At 64.9% G+C, this 24445-nt stretch carries 23 protein-coding genes and 4 pseudogenes; 11 read left to right on the top strand and 16 right to left on the bottom strand.

Going from position 1 to position 24445, the window contains the following annotated elements:
* Positions 1-234: 234 nt before the first annotated feature.
* Entirely contained in the window at positions 235-582 is a 348-nt protein-coding gene (locus tag ACETMP_RS27615; RefSeq protein WP_049820470.1) for a DUF3307 domain-containing protein, read from the top strand.
* A 220-nt stretch (positions 583-802) separates the two neighbouring features.
* Positions 803-1201: a hypothetical protein gene (locus ACETMP_RS27620; RefSeq protein WP_375158620.1), complete on the top strand. Its 399-nt coding sequence runs from the start codon at positions 803-805 to the stop codon at positions 1199-1201.
* On the opposite strand, the gene ACETMP_RS27625 is transcribed toward ACETMP_RS27620, so the two are convergent.
* Together ACETMP_RS27625 and ACETMP_RS27630 are read right to left on the bottom strand one after the other, a co-directional pair.
* The gene (locus tag ACETMP_RS27625) at positions 1198-1521 is read right to left on the bottom strand and encodes a YkgJ family cysteine cluster protein (protein WP_375158621.1); all 324 of its coding nucleotides are present in this window, start codon (positions 1519-1521) and stop codon (positions 1198-1200) included. The two genes, ACETMP_RS27620 and ACETMP_RS27625, sit on opposite strands and share 4 nt — an antisense overlap.
* A gap of 5 nt (positions 1522-1526) precedes the next feature.
* The gene (locus ACETMP_RS27630; RefSeq protein WP_212087737.1) at positions 1527-2225 is read right to left on the bottom strand and encodes a YafY family protein; all 699 of its coding nucleotides are present in this window, start codon (positions 2223-2225) and stop codon (positions 1527-1529) included.
* A 112-nt stretch (positions 2226-2337) separates the two neighbouring features.
* On the opposite strand from ACETMP_RS27630, the gene ACETMP_RS27635 reads away from it, so the two are divergent.
* The gene (locus ACETMP_RS27635) at positions 2338-2598 is read left to right on the top strand and encodes a hypothetical protein (RefSeq protein ID WP_375158622.1); all 261 of its coding nucleotides are present in this window, start codon (positions 2338-2340) and stop codon (positions 2596-2598) included.
* Between the two features lie 36 nt (positions 2599-2634).
* Entirely contained in the window at positions 2635-3363 is a 729-nt protein-coding gene (locus ACETMP_RS27640; protein WP_375158623.1) for a glutathione S-transferase family protein, read from the top strand.
* Positions 3364-3556: 193 nt separating this feature from the next.
* On the opposite strand, the gene ACETMP_RS27645 is transcribed toward ACETMP_RS27640, so the two are convergent.
* The 9 genes and pseudogenes from ACETMP_RS27645 to ACETMP_RS27685 form a co-directional block, all read right to left on the bottom strand.
* The gene (locus ACETMP_RS27645) at positions 3557-4708 is read right to left on the bottom strand and encodes an ABC transporter substrate-binding protein (RefSeq protein WP_028138603.1); all 1152 of its coding nucleotides are present in this window, start codon (positions 4706-4708) and stop codon (positions 3557-3559) included.
* A 93-nt stretch (positions 4709-4801) separates the two neighbouring features.
* Entirely contained in the window at positions 4802-5221 is a 420-nt protein-coding gene (locus ACETMP_RS27650) for an acyl-CoA thioesterase (protein WP_375158624.1), read from the bottom strand.
* A gap of 13 nt (positions 5222-5234) precedes the next feature.
* On the bottom strand, positions 5235-5996 hold the full coding sequence (locus ACETMP_RS27655; RefSeq protein ID WP_375158625.1) for an SDR family NAD(P)-dependent oxidoreductase: 762 nt from the start codon (positions 5994-5996) through the stop codon (positions 5235-5237).
* Between the two features lie 23 nt (positions 5997-6019).
* Positions 6020-7903 (bottom strand): feruloyl-CoA synthase, encoded by a 1884-nt coding sequence (locus ACETMP_RS27660; RefSeq protein WP_375158626.1) that lies wholly within the window; start codon positions 7901-7903, stop codon positions 6020-6022.
* A pseudogene (locus ACETMP_RS27665) lies at positions 7900-8708 on the bottom strand (crotonase/enoyl-CoA hydratase family protein). The gene ACETMP_RS27660 and the pseudogene ACETMP_RS27665 overlap by 4 nt, the downstream one beginning before the upstream one ends.
* A gap of 258 nt (positions 8709-8966) precedes the next feature.
* On the bottom strand, positions 8967-9428 hold the full coding sequence (locus tag ACETMP_RS27670) for a DUF3237 domain-containing protein (protein WP_375158627.1): 462 nt from the start codon (positions 9426-9428) through the stop codon (positions 8967-8969).
* Positions 9429-9439: 11 nt separating this feature from the next.
* Entirely contained in the window at positions 9440-10759 is a 1320-nt protein-coding gene (locus tag ACETMP_RS27675) for a TRAP transporter large permease (RefSeq protein ID WP_375158628.1), read from the bottom strand.
* Positions 10760-10761: 2 nt separating this feature from the next.
* The gene (locus tag ACETMP_RS27680; protein WP_375158629.1) at positions 10762-11271 is read right to left on the bottom strand and encodes a TRAP transporter small permease; all 510 of its coding nucleotides are present in this window, start codon (positions 11269-11271) and stop codon (positions 10762-10764) included.
* Between the two features lie 209 nt (positions 11272-11480).
* Positions 11481-12497, bottom strand: coding sequence for a TRAP transporter substrate-binding protein (locus tag ACETMP_RS27685; protein WP_375158630.1), 1017 nt, complete (start codon positions 12495-12497; stop codon positions 11481-11483).
* A 263-nt stretch (positions 12498-12760) separates the two neighbouring features.
* Between ACETMP_RS27685 and pobA the strand changes: the two genes are divergently transcribed.
* Positions 12761-13930, top strand: coding sequence for a 4-hydroxybenzoate 3-monooxygenase (gene pobA / locus ACETMP_RS27690; protein WP_375158631.1), 1170 nt, complete (start codon positions 12761-12763; stop codon positions 13928-13930).
* Between the two features lie 255 nt (positions 13931-14185).
* Positions 14186-14605 (top strand): PaaI family thioesterase, encoded by a 420-nt coding sequence (locus ACETMP_RS27695; RefSeq protein ID WP_375158632.1) that lies wholly within the window; start codon positions 14186-14188, stop codon positions 14603-14605.
* Positions 14606-14758: 153 nt separating this feature from the next.
* Here the strand turns inward: ACETMP_RS27695 and ACETMP_RS27700 are convergent, their stop codons facing one another.
* A complete protein-coding gene (locus ACETMP_RS27700) occupies positions 14759-15643 on the bottom strand; it encodes a LysR family transcriptional regulator (RefSeq protein WP_375158633.1) in 885 nt (294 codons plus the stop codon).
* A 119-nt stretch (positions 15644-15762) separates the two neighbouring features.
* Here ACETMP_RS27700 and ACETMP_RS27705 point away from each other — a divergent pair, with 119 nt between their 5' ends.
* Positions 15763-16395 (top strand): pyridoxamine 5'-phosphate oxidase family protein, encoded by a 633-nt coding sequence (locus ACETMP_RS27705; protein WP_375158634.1) that lies wholly within the window; start codon positions 15763-15765, stop codon positions 16393-16395.
* Positions 16396-16434: 39 nt separating this feature from the next.
* Here the strand turns inward: ACETMP_RS27705 and ACETMP_RS27710 are convergent, their stop codons facing one another.
* Genes ACETMP_RS27710 through ACETMP_RS27720 form a run of 3 tightly spaced genes read right to left on the bottom strand, consistent with a single transcriptional unit; the run spans position 16435 to position 19980 of the window.
* Positions 16435-17166: an ABC transporter ATP-binding protein gene (locus tag ACETMP_RS27710; RefSeq protein ID WP_375158635.1), complete on the bottom strand. Its 732-nt coding sequence runs from the start codon at positions 17164-17166 to the stop codon at positions 16435-16437.
* Positions 17163-18932, bottom strand: coding sequence for an ATP-binding cassette domain-containing protein (locus ACETMP_RS27715; protein WP_375158636.1), 1770 nt, complete (start codon positions 18930-18932; stop codon positions 17163-17165). Before ACETMP_RS27715 ends, ACETMP_RS27710 begins: the two co-directional genes overlap by 4 nt.
* Positions 18933-18939: 7 nt before the next feature.
* A complete protein-coding gene (locus ACETMP_RS27720) occupies positions 18940-19980 on the bottom strand; it encodes a branched-chain amino acid ABC transporter permease (protein WP_375158637.1) in 1041 nt (346 codons plus the stop codon).
* Positions 19981-20156: 176 nt separating this feature from the next.
* Between ACETMP_RS27720 and ACETMP_RS27725 the strand changes: the two genes are divergently transcribed.
* Positions 20157-20678, top strand: a complete 522-nt coding sequence (locus ACETMP_RS27725) for a MarR family winged helix-turn-helix transcriptional regulator (RefSeq protein WP_375158638.1) — start codon at positions 20157-20159, stop codon at positions 20676-20678.
* A 225-nt stretch (positions 20679-20903) separates the two neighbouring features.
* Here the strand turns inward: ACETMP_RS27725 and ACETMP_RS27730 are convergent.
* A pseudogene (locus ACETMP_RS27730) lies at positions 20904-21071 on the bottom strand (MOFRL family protein); the annotation flags it as partial.
* A gap of 136 nt (positions 21072-21207) precedes the next feature.
* Here ACETMP_RS27730 and ACETMP_RS27735 point away from each other — a divergent pair.
* The 3 genes and pseudogenes from ACETMP_RS27735 (at position 21208) to ACETMP_RS27745 (ending at position 24445) form a co-directional block, all read left to right on the top strand.
* Positions 21208-21480, top strand: a complete 273-nt coding sequence (locus tag ACETMP_RS27735; RefSeq protein WP_028138585.1) for a helix-turn-helix transcriptional regulator — start codon at positions 21208-21210, stop codon at positions 21478-21480.
* A 13-nt stretch (positions 21481-21493) separates the two neighbouring features.
* A pseudogene (gene hyfB / locus ACETMP_RS27740) lies at positions 21494-23493 on the top strand (hydrogenase 4 subunit B).
* A pseudogene (locus tag ACETMP_RS27745) lies at positions 23490-24445 on the top strand (respiratory chain complex I subunit 1 family protein). Before hyfB ends, ACETMP_RS27745 begins: the two co-directional pseudogenes overlap by 4 nt.

Here is a 24445-nt window from a genome sequence, read left to right on the forward strand (position 1 = left end):
GGCTTGCCCCTATGCCCGGTTAGCCACACTTGGCGAATTTCCGGTTCCCCCGGCTGCATTCCGCCGCGGGAGATGTCATAAATCGCGCCTCCCGGCGATTTGACCGGTCCAGACCTGGTCCAAGAATAAGTTGCGCTGAACGCTCCAATTTTCCTTGTCACGTCAATGAGGGCGTCAGCCTTGTCGTTTCCACCCATGTCATCGGCGGTTCCGGTCGAAGCGCTCATTGGCTGGATGTTGCTGCTCACTTTCAAGCACATCATCGCCGACTTCGTCCTCCAGACCGCCTGGATGGCGCACGGCAAGGACCAGAAACACGGCTGGGCCCTGCCGCTTCTGGTGCACTGCCTCGTTCACCTTGCGGTTGCACTGCCGCTGATCCTGATCGTGGCGCCGAAATTCTGGTTCGTGGCCTTCATCGACTTCGTGATCCACATCACGATCGACCGCGCCAAGGGGTTCGTTTCGGCGAATTTCGGGGTCGACCTGGCGCATCCCTGGTTCTGGACCCTGATCGGCGTCGACCAGGCGCTGCATCATCTGACCGGCTTCGGCCTTTCCATCTTCATGGCGGCGAACTGAGGGCTGCGCATCTGTCATTCCGGGGCTCGCGAAGCGAGAACCCGGATCTCGAGATCCGGGTTCGGTCCTTTGGACCGCCCCGGAATGACGGCGATCTGCAACGCCGTTCCGCCTCCGATTCGCGGCCCACGCGCAAGCACCCCGGGTGACTACCGGCCGGCGTGGTTAACCTTTCATTAGAGAATTGCGCTGCATCTTCCTCACACGAGGGAGAACTGCAATGTTTTCAAGCCGCGACGCCTTTGAAAGCGATTTCTGCCCGGTTCGCGACGAACTCCTTGGCGAGATGTACCGCGCCAGCGAGAGTGGCCTGCCGAGGTTGGTTGAGAGTGTTTCCCCTGACGCGCGCGCCAGGCTGGCGCTGTTCTGCTATCGCCGCAACCATCTGCATTCGCTGGCGGTCGTGATCGCAGCGAGCTGCAGCGAGCGCGATCTGATCGAGAACGGCGGCCGTGTCGGCTCGACGCTCTATGCGCTGTCGCGGGAGGGCGCTGCGAAAGCCTCGCCGTCGCTGTCGGGCGGCCGCAAGCCGATCACGCTGTCGACCAAGCCGCTGTCGGTGCTCGCCCCGCTTGATGACGAGTTCGACGACGAGATCGGCGAAGCCGTTCCTGCCTAAGCGATTGCGATCGCGGGCAACCCGAACTTCCGCCGCGCCATCGCGCATTCGGCATCGCCCGGCATGCAGGTGCGGCACACCTCCGGCCGCGTCGCATAGATGCCGCACGCGGTGGCTTTCCCGATGTCTCCCTGCAGGGCCGAGCAGCGATCGCCCTCGCAGCGCATGCCGGACTGGCGTTCGTTGACCAGCGTCTCCGGTATCGCAGCAAGCTCTTCGTCGCTCTCGATCGAGAAGCGCGGCCAGTTGGCCGAATAGCTGCAGCACGCGCCGCAACTCTGGCAGCAGCTCGACGGATCGATGGGGGAGCTCTCCTGCATCCTCGTCACGTGTCCTTTGGCGGGCCCCAGACCAGACTCTGCCGCCATCTTGCGCGCAGCACGTCGCGTCGTTCCGGATATTTCTCGTCGAGATAGTTCGCCTCCACGACGCGGTCGGTGCGGAAGCTGCGGAAGTCGCCGCGCAGCTCGCACCAGGCGGCAAGCAGCCGCACCGCTTCGAGATAACCGACCGAGATTGGCCAGATCATGCGCTCGCTGGCGCGGCCCTGCTCGTCGCGATAGCGCAGCATGATCTTCTTGCCTTCGTGGATCTGGGTGCGGGTGCGCGCCATGTCCAGGCGGTCCGGCTCCCTGTTCCAGCTTGGGCGCGCGCGGCTCGCCGGCTCCAGCACGAAGGGGCGCAAGCGTTCAGGCACGGTGTCGGCGATCTTGGCCATCAGATCTTCGGCCGCGCGCGCCAGCGCCGAATCGGCATGGCCGGCGACCCATTGTGCGCCCAGCACGGCCGCCTCGATCTCGTCGGGCGTCAGCATCAAGGGCGGCAGGTCAAATCCCTTCTCCAGGATGTAGCCCATGCCGGCTTCGCCGCGGATCGGCACGCGCTGGCCGATCAGCGTTGCGATGTCGCGATAGATCGTGCGCTTCGAGGTCTCGAGCTCGGCCGCGATGGCGTCCGCCGTCAGCGGCTTACGCGTGCGCCTCAGCACCTGGATGATCTGAAACAGCCGGTCGGCGCGTCTCATGACAATTCTCTTATCGGTGGTTTTTCAGCAAGCGGCGCGCGGCTGCTGACAGGATGTTGGCAGCAGGGGGGTTCTATACCGGGACAACACATCGACTGAAGGGGATTTGTCCATGATCATTCCAACCCATTTCGGCCCGGCGATTCCGATGCTGCGGGCACAGGCGTGGTCCGTATCGGCATTCGGCCGCCTCGTTTCGCTCGATCTCATGGCCGTCGATCTCCGGTTTGCTCTCGCAAGCGTCGTGGCACGCTCGCTGACCCAGGCCGCGGATGCGCTGGTCCGCCACGTGATGGGCCGCGCCTGGCGGGGAGCCCGCTTCGCAGAACATATCACGGCTGCTGCCACCATGGTGGCAGCAGCCCGTCGCTAGGTTCCGTCGACTTTCGAGAGGTTCAGGAGAGCTCGCATGATCACGCTTTACGGCTTCGGCTCCGGCTTCGGCCTGCCGGAAATCAGCCCCTTCGTCACCAAGACGGAGGTGCAGCTCAAGATGGCGGGACTACCCTACCGGAAGGAGCGGGCGATGCCCCCGGCCTCTCCCAAGGGGCAATTGCCGTTCATCGACGACGGCGGTGAGGCGGTGGCTGATTCCACCTTCATCCGCGCCCATATCGAGCGCCGCTACGGCTTCGATTTCGATGCCGGCCTGTCGCTGGCCGAGCGTGCGCAGGCCTGGGCGTTCGAACGGATGGTGGAGCACCATATCTACTGGGGGCTGGTCGGGGCGCGCTGGGTCGATCCGGTGAATTTCGCCAAGGGACCCGCGCACTTCTTCGACGGCGCACCCGAGCACAACCGCGAGAAGCTGCGCGAGGATGCGCAGTTCCGCGTCGCCGAGAACTATCTGCTCTCCGGCCTCGGCCGCCACGCCCCCGATGACGACGTCGACCTCGCCGTGCGCTCGCTGTTTGCGCTCTCGGTGCAGCTCGGCGACAAGGCGTACCTGATGGGCAGCAAGCCCTGCGGCGTCGACGCCACCGCCTTCGGTATGCTCGCCGGCATCCTGACGCCGTTCTTCGAATCGGCCTTGCGCGAGCGCGCCGAGGCCTTTCCGAACCTCACCGCCTTTGTCGACCGCATGATGGAGACGTATTACCCCGAATTCGCCTGGGCCCCGCTGCGGCAGGCGGCGTAGGAACGCGGCGTATCCGCTTCGTCACGCCCGGGCTTGTCCCGGGCATCCACGTTCTTCACGCCGCGTGACAAGGCGTGGATGGCCGGGACAAGCCCGGCCATGACGATCTCAGTGGCAATGCCATTCCAGAAGCACCAAACAAAAGAGCCGGCCCGATGGGCCGGCTCTCGTCGTCTCAAATCTTTCGCGGCGTCTACTTCACCAGCGTGTACTTGCCGTCCTTCACCGTGAGCAGGATGCGGGCGCGTTCATCGACGCCGTAACGGTCCTTTTCGGTGAAGTTGTAGACGCCCTGGCTTGCCGCGAGGTCCTTCTCCGACAGCAGCGCCTGACGGATGGCTTCGCGGAATTCCGGCGTGCCGGGCTTGGCCGTCTTCAGCGCCACCGGGACGACGCGCTTCAGGATCTCGAACGCATCGTAGGAATGGCCGGCGAACTGGCTTCGGCTGTTCGGGCCGTACTTGGCCTCATAGGCCGCGTTCAGCGCGAGGCCCGGCTTCTTGGTCAGCGCGCTGTCCGGCTGTTCCTCGGGGGCCATGACGGGGCCAGAGGCCATCAGCACGCCTTCCGCCGCTTTGCCGGCGATGCGGATGAAGTCCATGCTGGCGGCACCGTGGGTCTGGTAGATCAGGCCCTTGTAGCCGCGTTCACGCAGCTCGGTCTGCGGCAGCGCGGCCGCGGTGCCGGATGCGCCGACCAGGATGGCGTCGGGATTGGCGGCGACCAGTTTCAGCACCTGTCCGGTCACCGAGGTGTCGGGACGGGCGAAACGCTCCTCGTCGACGATGGTCATGCCCATCGGCACGGCCTGCGCCTTCAGATCGTTGAACCAGAGATCGCCATAGGAGTCGGAATAGCCGATATAGCCGAGCGTCTTCACGCCCTTGGCCTTCATGTGGTCGTAGAGCACCTTGCCGACGATCGGAATCGGCTGCGGCATTGCGACCGACCACTTCATGCGCTCCGGCGTGATCGGGAACGGGGCCAGGCCGAAATGCGGAATGCCGGCTTCGTTGGCGACGTTGGAGACGGCGATCGTCGGCGGCGTCAGCGCCGAGCCCATGATGACGTCGGCCTTGGATTCGGTCACGAAGCGGCGGGCGTTCGTGGTCGCGGTGGTGGGATCGCCGCCGTCGTCGAGCACGATCACCTTCAGCGGCACGCCGCCGATCTCCTTCGGCACGAACTCCAGCGCGTTGCGCTCGGGAATGCCGAGCGCCGCGCCGGGCCCGGTCGTGGTGGTGGTGATGCCGATGGTGATCTCGCTGGACTGGGCCAGCGCAGGCAGCGCCGGCAGGGCCAGCGTCGCCGCGGCGATCGCGGCAGTCAGGTAAAAGCGTTTCATTCTATTTCCTCCCTTTACATGTTTCTTTGAAAGCAGAAATCGGGGGGTATTTCAGCCCCCTCTTTTGGTGATGCGGCGATTTAGCTTCAGGCTCTAACTCCCCGTGAACTTGGCTACCATTTCCGCCGGGAATGGTGCCGATTTCAGCTTGTCGGGGTTAACGGGATCGCGGCCGACCAGGACGCGGGTTTCGAACCCCTCGAGCGCCAGCGCGTCGCCTTTGTAGACGTTGTGCTTCACCTCGAAGCTCGAGCGCTTGATGCTCTCGATTCTCGTTTCAATGGTGATCCAGTCGCCATAGGTCGAGGGGATGTAGAACGTGGCCCGCGTGTCGACCATGGGGATGCCCACCAGGCCGTATTTGCGGACCAGATCCTGCTTGGAGAAGCCGGCGACCTCGAACAGGGTCGAGGTCGAATCGTCGAACATCGCGAAATAGCGCGGGTAGTAGACGATGTTGGCGGGGTCGCAATCGCCCCACTGGATCTGGACCTCGCGCCGGTTCACGAACATGCGTCGCTCGCCTCTACTTCGGCGCCATGCGCAGCGAGCCGTCGAGGCGCACCACCTCGCCGTTCAGGTAGGCGTTCTCGACCATGTGCAGCGCGAGCGCGGCGAACTCGTCGGCTTGGCCGAGCCGGCGCGGGAACGGGATCGCGGCGGCGAGCGAGTCCTGGGCCTCCTGCGGCAGGTTCGCGAGCAGCGGCGTCAGGAACAGGCCGGGGGCGATGGTGAGCACGCGGATGCCGAACTGCGCCAGCTCGCGCGCGATCGGCAGCGTCATGCCGACGATGCCGCCCTTGGACGCCGAATAGGCGGATTGCCCGATCTGGCCGTCATAGGCGGCAACGGACGCCGTGTTGATGATGACGCCGCGCTCGCCGGTCGCCTGCGGCTCCAGCTTGGACATCTCGGTGGCGGCAAGGCGCAGCATGTTGAAGGTGCCGATCAGATTGACCTTGATCACCTTGTCGAAATCGGCGAGCGCCATCGGGCCGTCGCGGCCGACCACGCGCTTGGCAACGCCGATGCCGGCGCAATTGACCAGCAGGCGCGCCGGACCGTGGGCTTTCGCAGCCTGCGCCACCGCGGCTTCGGCCGAGGCGGCATCGGAGACGTCGCAGGTCACGGCCACGCCCTTGATCTCGGCCGCAACCGTCTCGGCAAGCTTGGCATTGAGATCGCACACCGCGACCTTGGCCCCCTGGGCCGCCAGCTTTCGCGCGGTGGCCGCGCCCAGTCCCGATGCACCGCCGGTGACGATGGCTGCCTGATCCTTCAACAACATGGCGTTCTCCTTTGGCGATGATTCTAGGCGACCGATATCACACGGTTCGACGGATTGTCAGCGTAGAGCTCCTCGATCAGGTCGGTGCGATGCTCCAGCACCGCGCGCTGGTTGATCGAGCCCTTGTCGGTGACCTCGCCCTTGTCGATCGAGAGCGGCGTGTCCATCAGGATCGCCCGCGTGATGCGTGTCGAGGATCCCGTGGCTTGGCTGAGGAAACCGGTCAGGCGCTCGCGGAAGGCTTCGCGGACCAGACGGTCGCGAGTCGCGACGACGAGATCGTCGGCCGGCAGCGTCGGATTGATCAGCCGGCAGCCGTCGAGATCGAGCACCACCAGCGCGGAAATCTCGTCGCGGTTGATGCCGGCGATGACGACGTCGCGCACCAGCGGTGCGCAGGCCGCCGTGAGTCGCGCGCGTAAGGGGCCGACGCTGACCCAGGTGCCGCTGGCAAGCTTGAAGTCTTCGCCGACCCGGCCGTCGAAATCGAAGCCGGCGTTGAGATCGTCGGGATCGGCGGGCTTGAGCGCATCGCCCATCTTGTAAAATCCTTCCTCGTCGAAGGACTTCGCGCTGATGTCGGGCTGGCGCCAGTAGCCGGGCATGACGTTCGGCCCCTTAGCCCGCACCTCCAGCTTGCCGTTGTTCGGCACCAGCTTGGCGTCGTTGCCCAAAACGGGCAGGCCGACATGGCCGGAGCGGCTGGTGCGCGGATTGACCGACATGAAGAACGGCGCGGTCTCGGTCGCGCCCAGCCCGGTCAGCATCGGGACGCGATAACCTTTTTCCTTCACCGCAAGCTCGTCGAGGCTGTCCCAGATGAACGGCGAGAGCGCCGCGCCCGAGAAGAACATCGCGTGCAGGCGGTCGAAGAATTTTGCGCGCAAGCCCTGGTCCTCGCGCAAATAGGGCAGCAGCGATTCATAGCCTTTGGGCACGTTGAAATAGACCGTCGGCGAGATTTCCTGGAGATTGCGCACGGTCTCCTCGATGCCGCCGGGCATCGGCTTGCCGGCGTCCAGATACATCGAGCCGCCATTGTAGAGCGTCAGTCCGATATTGTGGTTGCCGCCGAAAGTGTGATTCCAGGGCAGCCAGTCGACGATGACCGGCGGCTCGTCCTTCAGGAAAGCGAGCGTCTCGCGCAGCATCACCTGGTTGGCGCAGATCATGCGCTGGGTGTTGATGACGGCCTTCGGATTGCCGGTCGAGCCCGAGGTCAGCAGGAATTTCGCGATGGTGTCGGGACCGATCCTGCCATGGACGTCGTCGAGATCGCTGCGGGTCGGCGTCGCCATGAGGTCGGCGAGCAGCGTGACGTCGCGGCCCCGCACGCGGCCATAGGAGGCGGCGATCTCGGTGCCGAGCGAGACATTGGCGGCGAGCGCATCGGCGAACTTGTCGGCATCCTCGGCGAAGACGAGGCCGGGCGTCAGCAGCTTCATCAGATAGGACAGCTTGCCGTAGTCCTTCGACACCAGCGAATAGGCCGGCGATACCGGGCAGAACGGAATGCCGGCGTAGAACGCGCCGAACGCGAGCAGGGCGTGGTCGATCGAGTTGCCGGAGAGGATCACGACCGGCCGCTCCGCCGACAGGCCGCGCGCAATCAGGCTTGAAGCGATATGCCGGCTCGCGACGAGCAGCTCGGCATAAGTGATCTTGCGCCAGCCGTGGCCGCCTTCGCGCTCCGCCATGAAGACGCGATCCGGCGTGGTCGCCGCCCAATGATGCAGGCGATCGGTGATGCGGACCGGATAGTCGCCGAGCGGCTGCTTCGGCCTGAGATAGATCGTGCCGTCGTCGCGCCGTTCGATGTTGACGGCGGGATCGCCGAACGAGATGGGCCGCAGCGGGAAACTGCTCGCGCCGCGCTCCATGCTGGAAGAGGACGGCTGCGCGCTCATGGCTTCGGCTTTACCTTTGCGGTCTTGTGCTCGAGGAATTCACGGATCCGGCGTTTTGCCTCCTTGTCGCTCTGCGCCACGGTCGCCATCAGCGATTCCATCAACAGACCGGTCTGCGGATTGGCCTCGGCGATCATCGGCAGCGCCTGGAGCACGGCGAAATTGGTCAGCGGCGCGTTGGAGGCGACCTTGGTCGCAAGCTCCATCGCCTTGCCGAGCGCGTTGCCGGCTTCCGTCACATATTGTGCGAAGCCGTAGGACGCGCCTTCGGTCGCGCTATAGACGCGTCCGGTCAGCATCATGTCCATCATCCGGGCGACGCCGATCAGCCGCGGCAGCCGCACCGAGCCGCCGCCGCCGACGAAGATGCCGCGTTGTCCTTCCGGCAGCGCGAAATAGGTCGAGGGCTCGGCGACGCGGATATGCGCCGAGCAGGCGAGTTCCAGCCCGCCCCCGATCACGGCGCCTTTCAGGGCCGCGATCACGGGCACGCGGCTGTACTGGATGCGGTCGAACACCCGGTGCCACATCTGGGAATGCAGTAGGCCGCCGGTCGCGTCATGCTCGGTCAGCTCGGAGAGGTCGAGGCCGGAGGAGAAATGGTCGCCGATGCCGTGGATGACGACGGCGCCGATGTCCTCGGGCAGGGACGCAAAACACTCGCCGATTTCCAGGATGATGCCGTCGTTGAGCGCATTGCGCTTGGCCGGCCGGTTCAAACCCACGGTCAGAACCCGGTCCGCCCTCTCGATCGGAGTAGCCCGGAGCCACCCGCGGCAGCGGTCTCGGCGTTTCCCTGTGTCATTTGCGTCCTTGTCAGAATAGTTATGTTGTATAACGAATTTTGGGGGAGTCAAGGAGGGCAGGACGATATCACCCCCGGGGCAGGGATCGGTTGCCGGGGTCTGACGCCGCGGCCAGAGGCTCGGGGGCATTATGACACGCTGCTGTTGCCCCTCTCTCCGTCATTGCGAGCGCAGCGAAGCAATCCAGAATCTTTCCACGGAGGGACTCTGGATTGCTTCGCTGCGCCGCTGCGCTCGCAATGACGAGGTCGTAGCTCTCACAGCACCTGATGCACGTCGATCACGACGCGGTCCGCGTGCCGCGCCGCGGAGCCGACAAAAATGTGCTCCATCAGCCAGCGATATTTCTCATGCCCGGTCTCGAATTTCGGTACGGTGCGGAAATAGATCAGCTTGGGATCGACCGGCTCGCCGCGCTTGAGCTTCTGCAGCAGCTCGACCGGGCCAAAGCGCATGCCCTTGTTCTCGACATAGACCACGGCGCCGTCGTCGGTCTCGAAGGCGTATTTCGCTTCGAGATCGATCAGCTCGTTGGGGCGGATGGTCTGAAAATCGGCGCCGAACGGCAGCACCTTGCCCGTGATCGCGCCCGTCACCTCGCCGCCGATGATCGGGATGATGCGCCGGACGCCGATCCCGGTCTCGCCGGCGGTGACGACGTCGCCAATGCGCGCGGTGATGGTGAAGGCGTATTTGGTTTCGAGAGCGGGTGTGATCATCGCGTCACCTCTCAATTCGCCATCATCCGCGTCGGCAGCCAGGTCGCCAGCAGCGGGAAGGCGATCAGGATCACGAGGCGGATGAGGTCGGTTGCCACGAACGGGATCACGCCCTTGAAGATGGTGGTGAAGGAGACGTCCTTCACCACGCTTTTTATGACAAAGACGTTCATGCCGACCGGTGGATGGATCAGGCCGAGCTCGACGGTCATGACGATGATGACGCCGAACCAGATCGGGTCGAAGCCGAGATGCATGATGACCGGGAAGATGATCGGCACGGTCAGGATGATCATGGCCATGGCGTCCATCAGGCAGCCGAGCACGAGATACATCACCATGATCAGCGCCAGCACGCCGTAGGGGCCGAGGCCGAGGCCGGTGAGGAATTCCGTGACCTTCTGCGGCGTCTGCGTCATCGTCAGGAAATAGCCGAAGATCAGGGCGCCGATCAGCACGGTGAACACGGCGGCCGCGGTGCGGGTTGCCTGCAGCAGAGAGGCCAGCACCTTCTCGCGATCGAGACGGCCGGTCAGCACGCCGATGATGAAGGCGCCGGTGGCGCCGACGCCGCCGGCTTCCGTCGGCGTGAAGCGCGGCAGGAAGGGCAGGCCGTAGAGGCCGCCGATCACGAATACGAACAGCAGCACCGGCGCCCAGATGTCCTTCAGCCCGGCGAAGCGTTCGCGCCACGACGTCGCCTTGCCCTTGGGCAGGAAATCGGGACGGAAATAGCCGATCAGGAAGATCGTGATCATGTACATGGTCATCGCCAGAAGGCCGGGAATGATGCCGGCGATGAAAAGCTTTCCGATGTCCTGCTCGGTGATGATGCCGTAGACCGCGAGCACGGTGGACGGCGGCAGCATCGCGCCCAGCGTGCCGCCGGCCGCGATCACGCCGGTGGCGAAAGATTGCGGATAGCCGAACCGGCGCATCTCGGGATAGGCGACGGCGGAGAACGTCGCGGCGGTCGCGACCGAGGAGCCGCAGATCGCGGCAAAGCCGCCGCAGGCGCCGACCGTGGCGATGCCGAGCCCGCCGCGCAAATGGCCGACAAAGCCGTTGGCGGCGCGGAACAGCTCGCGGCTCATGCCGGAATTGCTGACGAATGAGCCCATCAGGAGGAACATCGGGATCACGCCGAACGTGTAATCGGTCACCGTCCGCATGGTGACCTGGCCCACCATCTTCAGGGCCGGCGTCGAACCGACAAGGTAGCTGAAGCCGGTCACGCCGACGAGGCCCATCGCCATGCCGACAGGCACGCGCAGCAGCATCAGGACGAACAGGGATACGAAGCCGATGACGGCGACGGCGTCGGTACTCATGGTTACTCCGTCACCTTGATCTTTGGTTCTTGCATCTCTTCGGGGTGAAAGATCAGCCGGTACGTGCGGATCGCGATCAGCAGCACGGCGCAGACGTCGCCGATCCAGGCGACGAGGAAGAATGGCCAGGTCGGCATGTGCAGGTCGAAGGTCTGGACATTGTCGTTGTAGGTCAGCCGGACCTTGTCGAACAGCGTCCAGGTCTGCACCGTCACGACGAACAGCAGCACCAGCGTCGCGAACACGTCGATCATGCGCTGGTAGCGCGGCCCGACATTGGCCCAGATCAGGTCCACGGTGATGTGGGTGCCGCGATAGGAGGTCGCGGCGATGCCCCAGAAGATGAGGATGCCGAGCAGCATGCGGCCGATGTCGAAGCTGTCGGGAATCGAATAGTTCAGCGTGTTGCGCAGCAGCACCGACAGGAAGATGTCGAGCGCGACGATGCCGACGAAGCCGGCCGCGATCCATTCGATCGAATCGATCACGCGATCCATCCAGGAGCGCTTCATGGGGGAAGATTCCTATCTAAATCAAGCGAAGCCGGGTTCAGTTTGTCCGCGACGGAGGTGCGCTCCCTCCCCCGCTTGCGGGGAGAGTTGGGGAGAGAGTGCTTCCACAATCGAGAGCCCCCAAGAGGAGAGAGCCCTCACCCGCGCCTTCGGCGCGACCTCTCCCGCAAGCGGGAGAGGTGCAGTGAGCGCGTGGCCGCTGCTGCGCCTTACTCCGCCAGCGCGTTGTACTTCTTCAGCGAGGCCTTGAGGTCCGCGAGCGCGGCATCCGGATCGGCGCCGGCCTTCTTGGCGCCGTCGCTCCAGGTCTTCACCAAGGGCTCGGCGGCCTTCTTCCAGGCTGCGGTCTGCTCGGCCGTCAGCTTGTAGACCTCGTGGTTGGATTCCGCCTTGACCTTGGCGATGCCGGCATCCTCGAACTTGCCCCAGTGCTCGCCGACCACGCCCGCCATCTCGACCGAGCAGTTCTTGTCGATCGCGGCCTTCTGCTTGTCGGACATCGCATTGTACTTGTCCTTGTTGATCACGAACACGAAGGTCGTGGTGTAGAGCGGCGCCTCCATGTCGTACTTGGTCACCTTGTCGATGCCGAACAGCACCAGCGAGCCCCAGGGGAAGGTGACGCCGTCGGCGACGCCGCGCTCGATGATGTCGCGCACTTCCGGCGCCGAGGACTGCACGTTGGTGCCGCCGAGCGAGGTGACGAAGTTCGCCATGGTGGCGTGCGCCGGACGGATCTTCATGCCCTTCACGTCTTCGGGCACCACGATCTTCTTGGTCTTGGAATGGAAGGACGAGGGCGAATGGACGAAGGCGAGGCAGTATTTGACGTCCTTCATCTCCTTCTCGGCATATTTGCGATACCAGGCGTCCAGGCCCATCGAGCCGCCCTTGGCGTCGGAGATCAGGAACGGCAGCTCGCCGGCGCCGACGATCGGGAAGCGGCCGGGCTGATAGCCGGGATTGACGTAGGTGACGTCGGCGATGCCGTCGCGCGCCATGTCGTAATGGTCGAACGCCTTGCCGAGCTGCTGGGCCGGAAACACCTTGCCCTTGATGGTGCCGCCGGAATCCTTCTCGACCGCCGCGGCCCAGTCTTCGAGCGACTTCTGCAGCGGATGCGAAGCCGGTACCCAGTGCGAGATCTTCAGATCGAAGGTCTTGTCCTGCGCGAAGGCAGGCGTCACGCTCGCGGCCAGCAGCAATGCCAGACAGGCTCTTCTCATCACGCGTCTCTCCCTGTTGTCGACGGTGGGCTTCGATGGCCCGGTCTCATTAATTAACATGTTATCTAGATGGCGGACGGGTTCAAGCCGGAATTGGCGCGCACCTCTGCCGCATCCACCGTCAGCCCTGTTGCATGGATTTGTCGCCCTTCGCGGCGGCCGCGCTCCCTTTTGCCCAACGATTATATGGTATAATTATCCTGAGCGTCTTGAAGCGACAAGCAGGCCGCCACGAAAGCCTACAGGATCGGGAGGAGCAAGTATTGCGGACAAAGGTCGCAATCATCGGGGCCGGGCCGGCCGGATTGTTGCTTGGGCAACTGCTGCACGCTTACGACATCGATAATGTCATTCTGGAGCGGCAGAGCCCGGACTACGTGCTCGGCCGTATCCGTGCCGGGCTGCTGGAGGAGGGAACCGTCGCGCTGCTCGACCAGATCGGCGCGGGCACCCGGGCACATGCCGAGGGGCTGGTGCACGAAGGCATCGAGCTCGCTTTTTCCGGGCGCCGTCATCGCATCGACATGAAGGGCGCGACCGGCAAGACGGTCATGATCTACGGGCAGACCGAGGTCACGCTCGATCTGATGAATGCGCGCAAGGCCGCCGGTCTTGTCTCGGTCTACGAGGCCAAGGACGTCCAGGTGCACGATTTCGACGGTGGTCACCCGCGCGTAACTTACGTCAAGGACGGCGTCACCCACACGCTCGATTGCGATTTCATCGCCGGCTGCGACGGTTTTCACGGTGTCAGCCGCGCCAGCGTTCCCGCCTCGGCCATTGAGGAGTTCGAGCGGGTCTATCCGTTCGGCTGGCTCGGTATTCTCTCGGACACGCCGCCGGTCAGCCACGAGCTGATCTATTCCAATCACGCCCGCGGCTTTGCGCTCTGCACCATGCGCTCGACCAGGCGCAGCCGCTATTACGTGCAATGTTCGCTCGACGACCACGTCGACCAATGGCCGGACGACTGCTTCTGGGACGAATTGAAGCGCCGGCTCGATCAGGAGGCGGCCGACAGCCTCGTGACGGGCCCCTCGATCGAGAAGAGCATCGCGCCGCTGCGCAGCTTCGTCGCCGAGCCGATGCGCTTCGGCCGGATGTTCCTGTGCGGCGATGCCGCTCACATCGTGCCGCCGACCGGCGCCAAGGGCCTCAACCTCGCTGCCAGCGACGCGCATTATCTGGCGGGTGCGCTGCGCGAATTCTACGACGAGAAGTCCAGCGCCGGCATCGACGCCTATTCCGGCAAGGCGCTGGCACGCGTCTGGAAAGCGGTGCGGTTCTCCTGGTGGATGACCTCGATGCTGCACAAATTCCCCGACACTGGCAGCATCGGCGCCCGCATCCAGCTCGCCGAGCTCGACTACGTCACGCAGTCGCAGGCGGCGATGACGTCGCTCTCGGAGAATTACGTGGGGCTGCCGTTTTAAGGCGTGCCGCCGCCACATCCCCCGTCATTGCGAGCGGAGCGTAGGGTGAGCAAAGCGTGAGCGTGCCCACCAATTTTCTCAATTGTGCAGAGATCGTGGGCACGGCGCTACGCGCCTTTGCCCACCCTACGGGATCTGTGCTTGCGGCACCCGCCCGTTTCAAACACGCACGCAAATGCCGTTTGAAACTTTGTAATTGATGCGGCCGTCGCATCCGTCGTGTTCAATGCCGCTGACACGCAACGCGAGACAGCCATGGCCCTCACCGACATCCCCGCCGGCTTCGAGCCGCATTTCCGCAAAGCGCCGCTCACCGATCCCTGGGAGCCGCTCTACTCCAAGAAGACCGAGAGAGGCGTCACCGTGGGATTGCGGCTGGCGACGCCGCACACCAACGCGCGCGGATTGATCCATGGCGGGTTGATTGCCGCGCTGGCTGATGCCGCCATGGGCTATAGCTGTGCCCAGGCGACGGGCTGGTCGACTTCGTTGGTCACGATCTCGTTGTCGGTCGACTATGCCGGTGCCGCCGAAATCGGCCAATGGCTTGCGGTCGAGGGCGAGGCGATCAAGACCGGCTCTACCATCTGTTTCGCGCAATGCCTGGCGAAAGCCGACGATGCCGTGATCGCGCGGGCGAGCGGGACGTTCCGCGTGGTGCCGAAGAAGGGGTGATGGTCTCGCTTTCGGTGTCCCGGACGCGCTGCAGCGTGTAAGGCTGCTGCGCAGAGCCGGGATTCATGTCTGGAAATGGAGCCCTGCCGCCTTCTGGGTCTCGGCTCTGCGGAGCGGCACTTCGGCGCCGCACCGCGTCCGGGACACAGGCGGTCACCCAAACCTCCATTCCGCCGTCTCCACCACGAGATCGATGAACGCGCGCACCTTGGCCGAGAGCAGGCGCGAGGTCGGATAGACGATGTGGATCGGCAGCGCCGGCTGCTCGTATTTCGCCAGCACGATCTTCAGCCGCCCGCGCTTCAGCCCTTCGGCGGCCTGATAGGCCAGCACCCGTGTCACGCCGCCGCCGGCCTCGGCATATTGCAGCGCGGCGTCGGCGCTGTTGCTGGCGAAGCGCGGGGCCGTCGTCACCTCGATGTCACGGCCGTCCTGCACGAAACGCCAAGCGGCGGACGGGCCGAATGCGATGGTCTGGTGCGCGAGCAATTCCTGCGGCGTCTTCGGTTCGCCGTGACGCTTGAGATAGCCCGGCGCCGCCACTGTGATCCGCCGCATCTCGCCGACCTGGCGAGCCACCAGCGAGGAATCGGCGAGGTGGCCGATCCGCACCGCGGCATCGACGGCGTCCTCCACCAGGTTGACGAGATGGTCCGACAGGCGGAGCTCGCAGGCGACCTCGGGATAGCGCTTGAGATAGGCGGTCATGATCGGCCCGACATGCAGCCGGCCGAAGCCGATCGGGGCCGAGACCACCAGGCGCCCGCTCGGCCGGTTGCGCTCCTCGCGTGCGGAGCCATCGGCCTCCTCGACATCGGCGAGGATCCGTCGCGCCCGCTCCAGATAGCGCCTCCCCACGTCGGTCAACGTCACCTGCCGCGTGGTTCGTTGCAGCAGCCGCGCGCCGAGATGCTCCTCCAGCGCCGCGATCAGTCGCGTCACCGCCGAGGGCGACAGCCGCAGCTTTCGCGCCGCCGGGGCAAAGCCGCTGAGATCGGCGACGGTGACGAAGACATGCATGGCTTCGAGGCGGTCCATCGCATTATTGCATATATTGCAATGATGAAGTGTCAAGCGGATCGATTGTTTTAGCCTCCGGAAGGTCCATGTAGCTGGTAACAGACGCACCATGCGCCCGAATTCCAGGGGATATCCCGATGACGACAACTCGCACCTATGCCAGCGACGTCGCCTTTTCGCCGGCGGTGAAATCGATCCAGACCCGAAAGGGATCGCGCGAGGGTTATGCCCATGCCGAGCAGCGAGGATGGCGTACCGAGGTCGACGAGAACCTCGCCGCGTTCCTCGCCGACGCCAACAGCTTCTATTTCGCCACCGCATCGGCCGACGGCCAACCCTATATCCAGCACCGCGGCGGCCCGAAGGGCTTCCTGAAGGTCTTGGACAAGCAGACGCTGGCCTTCACCGACTACGCCGGCAACCGGCAATACATCACGCAAGGCAACCTCTTGGAGAACGCCAAGGCCTACATCTTCGTGATGGACTACGCCCATCGCCGCCGCGTGAAGATCTGGGGCGAGGCGCGCGTCGTCGAGGACGACGAGGCGCTGACGGCCTCGCTGATGCCGAAGGGCTACCGTGCGCGGCCGGAGCAGGTGATCCTGTTCAAGATCGCGGCTTGGGACACCAACTGCCCGCAGCACATCCCGCAGAAGTTCGATGCAAGCGATGTCGCCGCGGCGCTGGCAGCGAGGGACGCGCGGATTGCGGAGCTGGAAGCGGAGATTGCGGCGTTGAAAGGCGAGAAGGCGGCGGGTGTAGCTCCGTAAGTCGCTGCATTCTTACGCTCCAGGGGAGGGTAAGAAAGATCAGATCGCACTCGCGCCTTCGTGCTGGAAGCCGAGATAACTCGCCGCCACCCGCTCGTTTGCGGCAATGTCGCTGGCCTTGCCGCTGAGCACGAATTCGCCGAGCTCCATCACGTAAGCCTGGTCCGCGATCTTCAGCGCCGCCTGCGCGTTCTGCTCGACCAGCAGCACGGAGACGCCGGCGGCACGCAGCTCGGCGACGATGCGGAAGATGTCGGCGACGATGATCGGCGCGAGGCCGAGGCTCGGTTCGTCCAGCATCAGCAGCTTCGGCTCGCCCATCAAAGCGCGGCCCATCGCGAGCATCTGCTGCTCGCCGCCCGAGAGCGTGCCGGCGAGCTGCTTGCGCCGCTCCTTGAGCCGCGGAAACAGCGTGTAGACCCGCTCCATCGAGGCCCTCGCCTTGGACCTCTCGATACGGAAGGCGCCAAGCTCGAGATTGTCCTCGACGTTCATGGTCACGAACAATTCGCGGTGCTCCGGGACGAGGCCGAGGCCCATCGCGACGCGGTCCTCGATGTCGAGCCGGGCGAGATCCTGCCCCGCAAAGACGACGCGGCCTTTCAGCGGCAGGATGCCCATGATGGCGGACAGCAGCGTGGTCTTGCCGGCACCGTTGGCGCCGACGATGGTGACGATCTGGTTGGCCCCGACCTCGAGCGAGACCGAGCGCACCGCCTCGACCTTGCCATAGGCGACATGGGCGTCGGTGACGGACAACAGCGCGCTCATGCCGCCACTCCGAGATAGGCCTTGATCACTTCGGGATTGGTCTTGATCGTGGCGGGGGTGCCCTCGGCGATCTTGGTGCCGAAATCGAGCACCACGATGCGGTCGGCAAGGTTCATGACGAAACCCATGTCGTGCTCGACCAGAAGCACGCTCATGCCGCCGTCGCGCAAGTCACGCAGCAGCGTCGCCAGCCGCTGCTTCTCCATGTGGCGCAGGCCTGCGGCGGGCTCGTCGAGCAGCAGCAGCATCGGATCGACGCAGAGCGCCCGCGCGATCTCGACGATGCGCTGCTGTCCCAGCGACAGCGAACCTGCGAGCTGGTGCATCTGCTCGGTGAGGCCGACGCGCTCGATCTGGCGGGCGGCCTCCGCAAGCAGCCTGGCCTCGTCGGCGCGGTCGAGCCGCAGCATCGAGGCAACCGGTCCGGAATGGCCGCGGAGATGTGCGCCGATCGCGACGTTCTCCAGCACGGTCATGTCGGGGACGAGCTTGACGTGCTGGAAGGTCCGGCTGATGCCGAGCTTGACGATCTCCTGCGGCGGCGCGTTGTCGACCTTCTTGCCGAGCACCGAGATCGAGCCCGAGGTCGCCGACAGCACGCCGGTGATCAGGTTGAAGGTCGTGCTCTTGCCGGCGCCGTTCGGGCCGATCAGCGCGACGATCTCGCGGGCCTGTACGTCGAAGGAGACGTTGTTCACGGCGACCACGCCGCCGAACTGCTTGCGCGCCTTCTCGACCTGGAGCAGGACGCCGGCCTCGCTGGGTGCGCGGACGCGGTGCTCCAGCTTCAGCGAAGTATCCGGCTTCTTGCCATCGCCGCGCTCGGGGAAGAACGCCATCAACCAGGGCCAGAGGCCGCCGGGCGCAAGCTGCAGCAGCGCCACCAGCATGATGCCGAACACGATGGTCTCGACCTGGCCGGAGCCGGGCAGGATCAGCGGCAGATAGCTCTGCAGCACCTCCTTCAGGACCACGACGATCGCGGCGCCCAGGACGCCGCCCCAGACATAGCCGGCGCCGCCGACCACGGCGATGAAGAGATACTCGATGCCCATATGCGCGCCGAACGGGGTCGGGTTCACCGCGCGCTGAAGATGCGCGTAGAGCCATCCCGAGAGGCCGGCGAGCACCGCTGCATGGATGAACACCAGCAGCTTGGCGCGCGGCGTGTGCACGCCGAAGGCTTCCGCCGCGACATGGCCGCGCCTGAGCGCGCGGATGGCGCGGCCGGTGCGGGAGTCCAGCAGGTTCATCGTCAGCAGTGCCGAAACGATCACAGCGATCCAGATCGCGTAATAGATCGAGCCGGGCGAGAGCATCTTGAACGTGCCGATCGACAGCGGCGGGATCGCCGAGATGCCGTCGTTTCGTCCCAGGAATTCCAGCTTGCTGAACAGATAGAACAGCCCGAGCCCCCAGGCGAGCGTGCCGAGCGGCAGATAATGGCCGGAGAGGCGGACGGTGATCAGACCCAGCAGCACCGCGAACAGGCCGCTGACGAGGAGCGAGAGCGGCAGCGTCAGCCATGGCGACACGCCGTAGGCCGTCGACAGCACCGCGGTGGTGTAGGCCCCGAAGCCGACGAAGGCGGCTTGGCCGAACGAGGTGAGACCGCCGACCCCGGTCAGCAGCACGAGGCCCATCGCGACCAGGGCGGCGAGGCCGATATTGTCGAGCAGCACGATCCAGAACGGGGGCATGCCCGGGATGAACGGGATCGCCGCCATCACGAGCGCGAAGACAATGATGGGAAGCCGGCTCTGCATCTTGGCCTCAGTCCTTCTCTTCCTCGACCGCCGGTGCGGCGAGTGAGCGCAGCAGCAGCACGGGGATCAAGAGCATGAAAACGATCACTTCCTTGTAGTTGGAGGCATAGAAGGACGAGAACGCCTCGACGATGCCGACCACCAGCGCCGCGACGGCGGTCAGGGGATAGCTGACGAGGCCGCCGATGATCGCGGCGACGAAGCCTTTCAGGCCGATCAGGAAGCCGGAGTCGTAATAGAGCGTCGTGATCGGCACGATCATGATGCCCGACAGCGCACCGATGACGGAGGCCAGCAGGAAAGCGATCTGCCCCGACAAGGTGGTGCGGATGCCTGCGAGCCGCGCCCCGAGACGGTTCACGGCGGTCGCGCGCAGCGCCTTGCCGTAGAGCGTCAGGCCGAAGAACAGCCAGAGCCCGACGATGAACGCGCCCGTGATGACGTAGACGGTGATGCTCTGGCCGGTGAAGCGCAGCGCGCCGGCGGTGAAGGCGCCGGACAGCACGGCGGGTCCGCGCTGGCCTTCGGCACCGAAGAACAGAAGGCCGAGGCCCTGCAGCGCGAGGTGGACGCCCACGGATGCGATCAGCAGCACCAGCACCGAGGTGTGCGCCAGCGGCTGGAACGCGATGCGATAGAGATAAAGGCCGATCATCGCGACGATCACCAGTGAGAGCACGATGCAGATCGCGACCGGCGGCTTCTGGGCGGCGAAGTACACGGTCAGCGCCAACACGATGGAAGGCAGCGCGATGTTCGTGATGAGGCTGCGCATGACCAGCCGCCCGTGCAGCGCCTTGCGCGCCACGAACAGGTCGAAAGCGAAGGCGCCGATGCCGAGCGCCAGCGCGAGCTTTGCCGTCCCCGGCATCTGGCCGGCGGCCAGCGAGGCATAGGTCAGCGCGCCGTAGGTGACGAATTCGCCCTGGGGGATGAGGATGACGCGGGTGACGGCGAATACCAGCACCAGCGCCAGGCCGAGCAGCGCATAGATCGCGCCATTGGTGATGCCGTCCTGCACCAGGAACAGCATGATTGTGGTATTCAAGACCGGACGCTCCCCCTCATATTACGAACCGGTCCGCTCGATTGCGGTGGACGGTCCGCTCACAGCCGTTGAAACACGCATGCGATATTTGATATGGTCCATAACAATTATCAAATATAACATCAAGGGTGGGGAACGACCCGTCCCGAATTTAACGGGATTACGAGCACGAGGCGATGACCGTTTCCAGAACCGCTGAAAAGTCCTCCGAAAAACCGGCCGACGCGGGCAAGGGCCGCAAGGAGGCGGGCGAGCTCCAAACCGAAGCGCTCCAGCTGGGCGAGCTCTCCGAACAGCTCGGCTATGTCCTGAAGCGGGCGCAGCTCAAGGTATTCGAGAATTTCCTGCGCTGCATGGCCTCGCTCCAGCTCACGCCGGCGCAGTTCTCCGTGCTGTTGCTGGTCGAGAAGAATCCCGGCCGTAACCAGACCGAGATCGCCTCCACCCTCGGCATCCTCAGGCCCAACTTCGTGGCGATGCTCGACAACCTCGAGAGCCGCGACCTCTGCGCGCGGATCCGCTCCACCAACGACCGCCGCTCGCATATCCTGGTGCTGACCGACAAGGGCAAGGCCGTGCTGGCCCGCGCCAAGAAGCTGGTCGCCACCAAGCACGAGGCCCGGCTGAACGATCTGCTCGGGCAAAGCAACCGCGAAGCCCTGATCGCGATGCTCTCGAAGATCGCCAACGAGTTCTGACTCTGACCCTCCCCTGGAGGGCAGGGCTATCGCGTATGGATATTCGAGAGGTCGTCATGCCCGGGCTTGTCCCCGGGCATCCACGTTCTTAGTGCTGCGTAGAAAGACGTGGATGACCGGGACAAGCCCGGCCATGACGACGTGGAGAGGCTCGGTCCCCATAGCCCACATCTCATATGCGATAGCCCTCCCGTCCAGGGGAGGGTAAGCGCGCCTCAATCCACCCACCAAAATCACCCTGATACCATTCACGTTTGCCAGCGTCGGGCCGGGCTGCAGCAGATCGCGCGTGGCCTCGAAGAACGTCGTCGCGTCGTTGTTGTGGAGATAGGCCTGCGGCTGCAGCCCTTGCGCCTTCACCTTCGGCAAGGTCGCAGCATCGAACAGCGCGCCACACGCCCGGCAGGTGGAAGCTCCGAGGACATCGAAGGGAATGATGCGTTGCATCTAGAAGATGATGCTTGAAACGTCATTTTGCGCGCTCTAAGCTTGGTAACTCAATCACTGTACCTGCCACGGACATTCGCCCGTGATCACCGCCGCGCAGCTTCGAGCCGCCCGTGCCTTGCTCAGGATCGATCAGCGCGAACTCGCGCAGCGCTGTTCGCTGTCGCTGCCGACGATCCAGCGCATGGAGGCCTCCGAAGGGGTGATCCGCGGCAATGTCGATTCCCTGGTGAAGCTGGTTGAGGCGCTGTCGGTTGCCGGCATCGAGCTGATCGCGGAGGGAGCGGTGTCAACCGCCGGGGGCCGCGGGGTGCGGTTGAGGTCTCCACCTCCGGGCGCGGACGACAAGCCATGATCGAGGCCCCGCCATGATCGCCGTCGCGCTATGGTCGGTGGCGGCTCTGCTGGCGCTGGCGCCTGCCGGAATCCTGCTGTCGACGCACCCGCGCGGCTCGATCATCCTTTACGGCGGCTGCCTGATCGCAACATCGACGCTCTGCGTCACGGCGCTGTCCGGTCTGCTCAATTCCCCTCAGCCCGCGCCGAGCGCGATATTGCCGATCGGACTGCCCTGGCTCGGTGCGCATTTCCGGCTCGATGCGCTGTCCGCCTTCTTCCTCGTCGTCGTCAATCTCGGCGGCGCTGCTGCGAGCCTGTTCGCGCTCGGTTACGGCCGGCACGAGGACTCCCCGGCCGCGTGCTGCCGTTCTATCCCGCCTACCTCGCAGCGATGAACGTCGTCGTGCTGGCAAACGATGCCTTCAGCTTCCTGGTCGCTTGGGAATTCATGTCGCTGACCTCCTGGGCGATGGTCGTGTCGCATCACCGGGATCCGGAGAATGTCCGCGCTGGCTTTGTCTATATTCTGATGGCAAGTTTCGGCACGCTGGCGCTGCTGCTCGCCTTCGGCTTGCTCGCGAGCGACGCCGGTTACGATTTCGATGCGATCCGAGCCTCGCATCCTTCCGCGGCGCTGACTGGCACCGCAATCATCCTCGTGCTGCTGGGGGCTGGCTCCAAGGCCGGCCTGGTGCCGCTGCACGCCTGGCTGCCGCTCGCCCATCCCGCCGCGCCCAGCCACGTCTCCGCCCTGATGAGCGGCGTCATGACCAAGGTCGCCGTCTACGGCTTCGTGCGCATCGTCTTTGATCTCGTGCCCGAACCGGTGTGGTGGTGGAGCATGGTGGTGCTGCTGGTCGGCGCTCCGACGGCGACGCTGGGCGTGCTCTATGCGCTGATGCAGCGCGACATCAAGCGCGTGCTCGCCTATTCCACGATCGAGAACATCGGCATCATCTTCACCGGCCTCGGGCTGGCGCTGGCTTTCAAGGCGGAAGGGCTCGACTGGGTGGCGGCGCTCGCCTTCACCGCGGCGATGCTGCACGTCTTCAATCATGCGCTGTTCAAGAGCCTGTTGTTCTTCGGCGCCGGCGCGGTGCTGGGCGCGACCGGCGAGCGCGACATGGAGAAGCTCGGCGGGCTGATCCATCGCATGCCGAAGACGGCGTTCGCGATGCTGGTCGGCTGCGTCGCGATCTCGGCATTGCCGCCGTTCAACGGCTTCGTTTCGGAATGGCTGACCTTCCAGGCGATCCTGCTTTCGCCGCAACTTCCCTCCTGGGGCCTCAAGCTGGTCATCCCGGCGGTCGGCGGTCTGCTGGCGCTCGCGGCCGCCTTTGCCGCGGCCTGCTTCGTCAAGCTCTATGGCATCAGCTTCCTCGGTCGGCCGCGTTCGGATGTCGCGGCGTCGGCGCACGAGACTGACCGCTTCTCGCTGACCGCGATGCTGGCGCTTGCCGCCCTCTGCCTCATTGCCGGGATCCTGCCCGGGCTGTTCATCGACGTACTGGCGCCGGTGAGCAAGGATATGGTCGGCAACATCATGCCGCATCAGGTCGGATTGCAATGGCTCACCATCGTGCCGATCGCGGAAAGCCGCAGCTCCTATAACGGCCTTCTGGTGTTCCTGTTCGCGGCACTGTGCGGCACGGCGGCGGCGTCAGCCATTCACCGTCTCGCCTCCGACCGCGTACGCCGCGCGCCGGCCTGGGATTGCGGCTATCCCGACGCGGACCCGGCAATCCAGTACTCGGCCTCCAGCTTCTCGCAACCGATCCGCCGCGTGTTCGGCAGCGTCATCTTTGGCGCCCGCGAGATCGGCGAGATGCCGCCGCCGTCCTCGCCGCTTCCCGCGCGGCTCAAGGTCGAACTGCACGATCTGATCTGGGATGGGCTGTACGCGCCGATCGCGAAGGCCATCGGCTTTGCGACGGACCGCATCAATATCCTGCAGTTTTTCAGCATCCGCCGCTACCTGACGCTGGTGTTCGTGGCGCTGGTCGTGCTGCTGCTGGTGGTGGCCCTATGAGCGGGCTGCGCGACATCCTCTCCCAGGGTGCGCAGATGTCGCTGGTGCTGGGACTCGCGCCGCTGCTGACGGGCTTCGTGCGGAAGGTGAAGGCACGGCTGCTACGCCGGCGCGGGCCGCCGCTGCTCCAACCCTATCGCGACCTCATCCGCCTGATGCGCAAGGACGTCGTGCTCGCCGACAACGCCTCCTGGCTGTTCCGCGTCATTCCGTATCTGATCTTCGCGGGCACCTGGGTCGCCGCCTCGCTGGTGCCGACCTTCGGCAATGGTCTGTTGTTCTCCTGGACCGCCGATCTCATCGCCATCACGGCGCTGCTCGGCAGCGCCCGTTTCTTCCAGGCGCTCGCCGGGATGGACGTCGGAACCGCCTTCGGCGGCATCGGCTCCAGCCGTGAGGTGATGATCGCCTCCTCGCCGAGCCCGCGATGCTGATCACCGCGTTCTCGGTCGCAATGATCGCCGGCTCGACGCAGCTTTCCACGGTGGCCGAGTTCATGGGCTCGGACGCGGTCGGCCTGCGTGTGTCGTTGGGAATGGCGTTCGTGGCGCTGACCATCGTGGCGCTGGCGGAGAACGCTCGTATCCCCGTCGACAACCCCGCCACCCATCTCGAGCTCACCATGGTGCACGAGGCCATGGTGCTGGAATATTCGGGACGGCATCTCGCGCTGATCGACTTGTCCTCGCAGCTCAAGCTCCTGCTCTATGTCTCCCTGATCGCCTGCGTGTTCCTGCCATGGGGCACGGCGACCGCGGATGCGAGCGTTGCAAGGCTCGCTCTTGGCGCGCTGGTCTATCTCGGCAAGCTGACGGTCCTCGGCTTCCTGCTTGCCGTGTTCGAGACCGCGATTGCCAAGATGCGCGTGTTCCGGATTCCGGAATTCCTGGGCGCGGCGCTGATGCTGGCATTGCTTGCCACGCTGTTGCGCTTCGTGTCGGGGAGCCTCTGA

Source organism: Bradyrhizobium dasycarpum (genome assembly GCF_042019905.1).
Taxonomy (GTDB): domain Bacteria; phylum Pseudomonadota; class Alphaproteobacteria; order Rhizobiales; family Xanthobacteraceae; genus Bradyrhizobium; species Bradyrhizobium japonicum_B.

Bases quoted from the DNA above. Each gene is read 5' to 3' on its own strand.
- ACETMP_RS27615 (WP_049820470.1), top strand. From the start codon at position 235: ATGTTGCTGCTCACTTTCAAGCACATCATCGCCGACTTCGTCCTCCAG.
- ACETMP_RS27620 (WP_375158620.1), top strand. From the start codon at position 803: ATGTTTTCAAGCCGCGACGCCTTTGAAAGCGATTTCTGCCCGGTTCGC.
- ACETMP_RS27625 (WP_375158621.1), bottom strand. From the start codon at position 1,521: ATGCAGGAGAGCTCCCCCATCGATCCGTCGAGCTGCTGCCAGAGTTGC.
- ACETMP_RS27630 (WP_212087737.1), bottom strand. From the start codon at position 2,225: ATGAGACGCGCCGACCGGCTGTTTCAGATCATCCAGGTGCTGAGGCGC.
- ACETMP_RS27635 (WP_375158622.1), top strand. From the start codon at position 2,338: ATGATCATTCCAACCCATTTCGGCCCGGCGATTCCGATGCTGCGGGCA.
- ACETMP_RS27640 (WP_375158623.1), top strand. From the start codon at position 2,635: ATGATCACGCTTTACGGCTTCGGCTCCGGCTTCGGCCTGCCGGAAATC.
- ACETMP_RS27645 (WP_028138603.1), bottom strand. From the start codon at position 4,708: ATGAAACGCTTTTACCTGACTGCCGCGATCGCCGCGGCGACGCTGGCC.
- ACETMP_RS27650 (WP_375158624.1), bottom strand. From the start codon at position 5,221: ATGTTCGTGAACCGGCGCGAGGTCCAGATCCAGTGGGGCGATTGCGAC.
- ACETMP_RS27655 (WP_375158625.1), bottom strand. From the start codon at position 5,996: ATGTTGTTGAAGGATCAGGCAGCCATCGTCACCGGCGGTGCATCGGGA.
- ACETMP_RS27660 (WP_375158626.1), bottom strand. From the start codon at position 7,903: ATGAGCGCGCAGCCGTCCTCTTCCAGCATGGAGCGCGGCGCGAGCAGT.
- ACETMP_RS27670 (WP_375158627.1), bottom strand. From the start codon at position 9,428: ATGATCACACCCGCTCTCGAAACCAAATACGCCTTCACCATCACCGCG.
- ACETMP_RS27675 (WP_375158628.1), bottom strand. From the start codon at position 10,759: ATGAGTACCGACGCCGTCGCCGTCATCGGCTTCGTATCCCTGTTCGTC.
- ACETMP_RS27680 (WP_375158629.1), bottom strand. From the start codon at position 11,271: ATGAAGCGCTCCTGGATGGATCGCGTGATCGATTCGATCGAATGGATC.
- ACETMP_RS27685 (WP_375158630.1), bottom strand. From the start codon at position 12,497: ATGAGAAGAGCCTGTCTGGCATTGCTGCTGGCCGCGAGCGTGACGCCT.
- ACETMP_RS27695 (WP_375158632.1), top strand. From the start codon at position 14,186: ATGGCCCTCACCGACATCCCCGCCGGCTTCGAGCCGCATTTCCGCAAA.
- ACETMP_RS27700 (WP_375158633.1), bottom strand. From the start codon at position 15,643: ATGGACCGCCTCGAAGCCATGCATGTCTTCGTCACCGTCGCCGATCTC.
- ACETMP_RS27705 (WP_375158634.1), top strand. From the start codon at position 15,763: ATGACGACAACTCGCACCTATGCCAGCGACGTCGCCTTTTCGCCGGCG.
- ACETMP_RS27710 (WP_375158635.1), bottom strand. From the start codon at position 17,166: ATGAGCGCGCTGTTGTCCGTCACCGACGCCCATGTCGCCTATGGCAAG.
- ACETMP_RS27715 (WP_375158636.1), bottom strand. From the start codon at position 18,932: ATGCAGAGCCGGCTTCCCATCATTGTCTTCGCGCTCGTGATGGCGGCG.
- ACETMP_RS27725 (WP_375158638.1), top strand. From the start codon at position 20,157: ATGACCGTTTCCAGAACCGCTGAAAAGTCCTCCGAAAAACCGGCCGAC.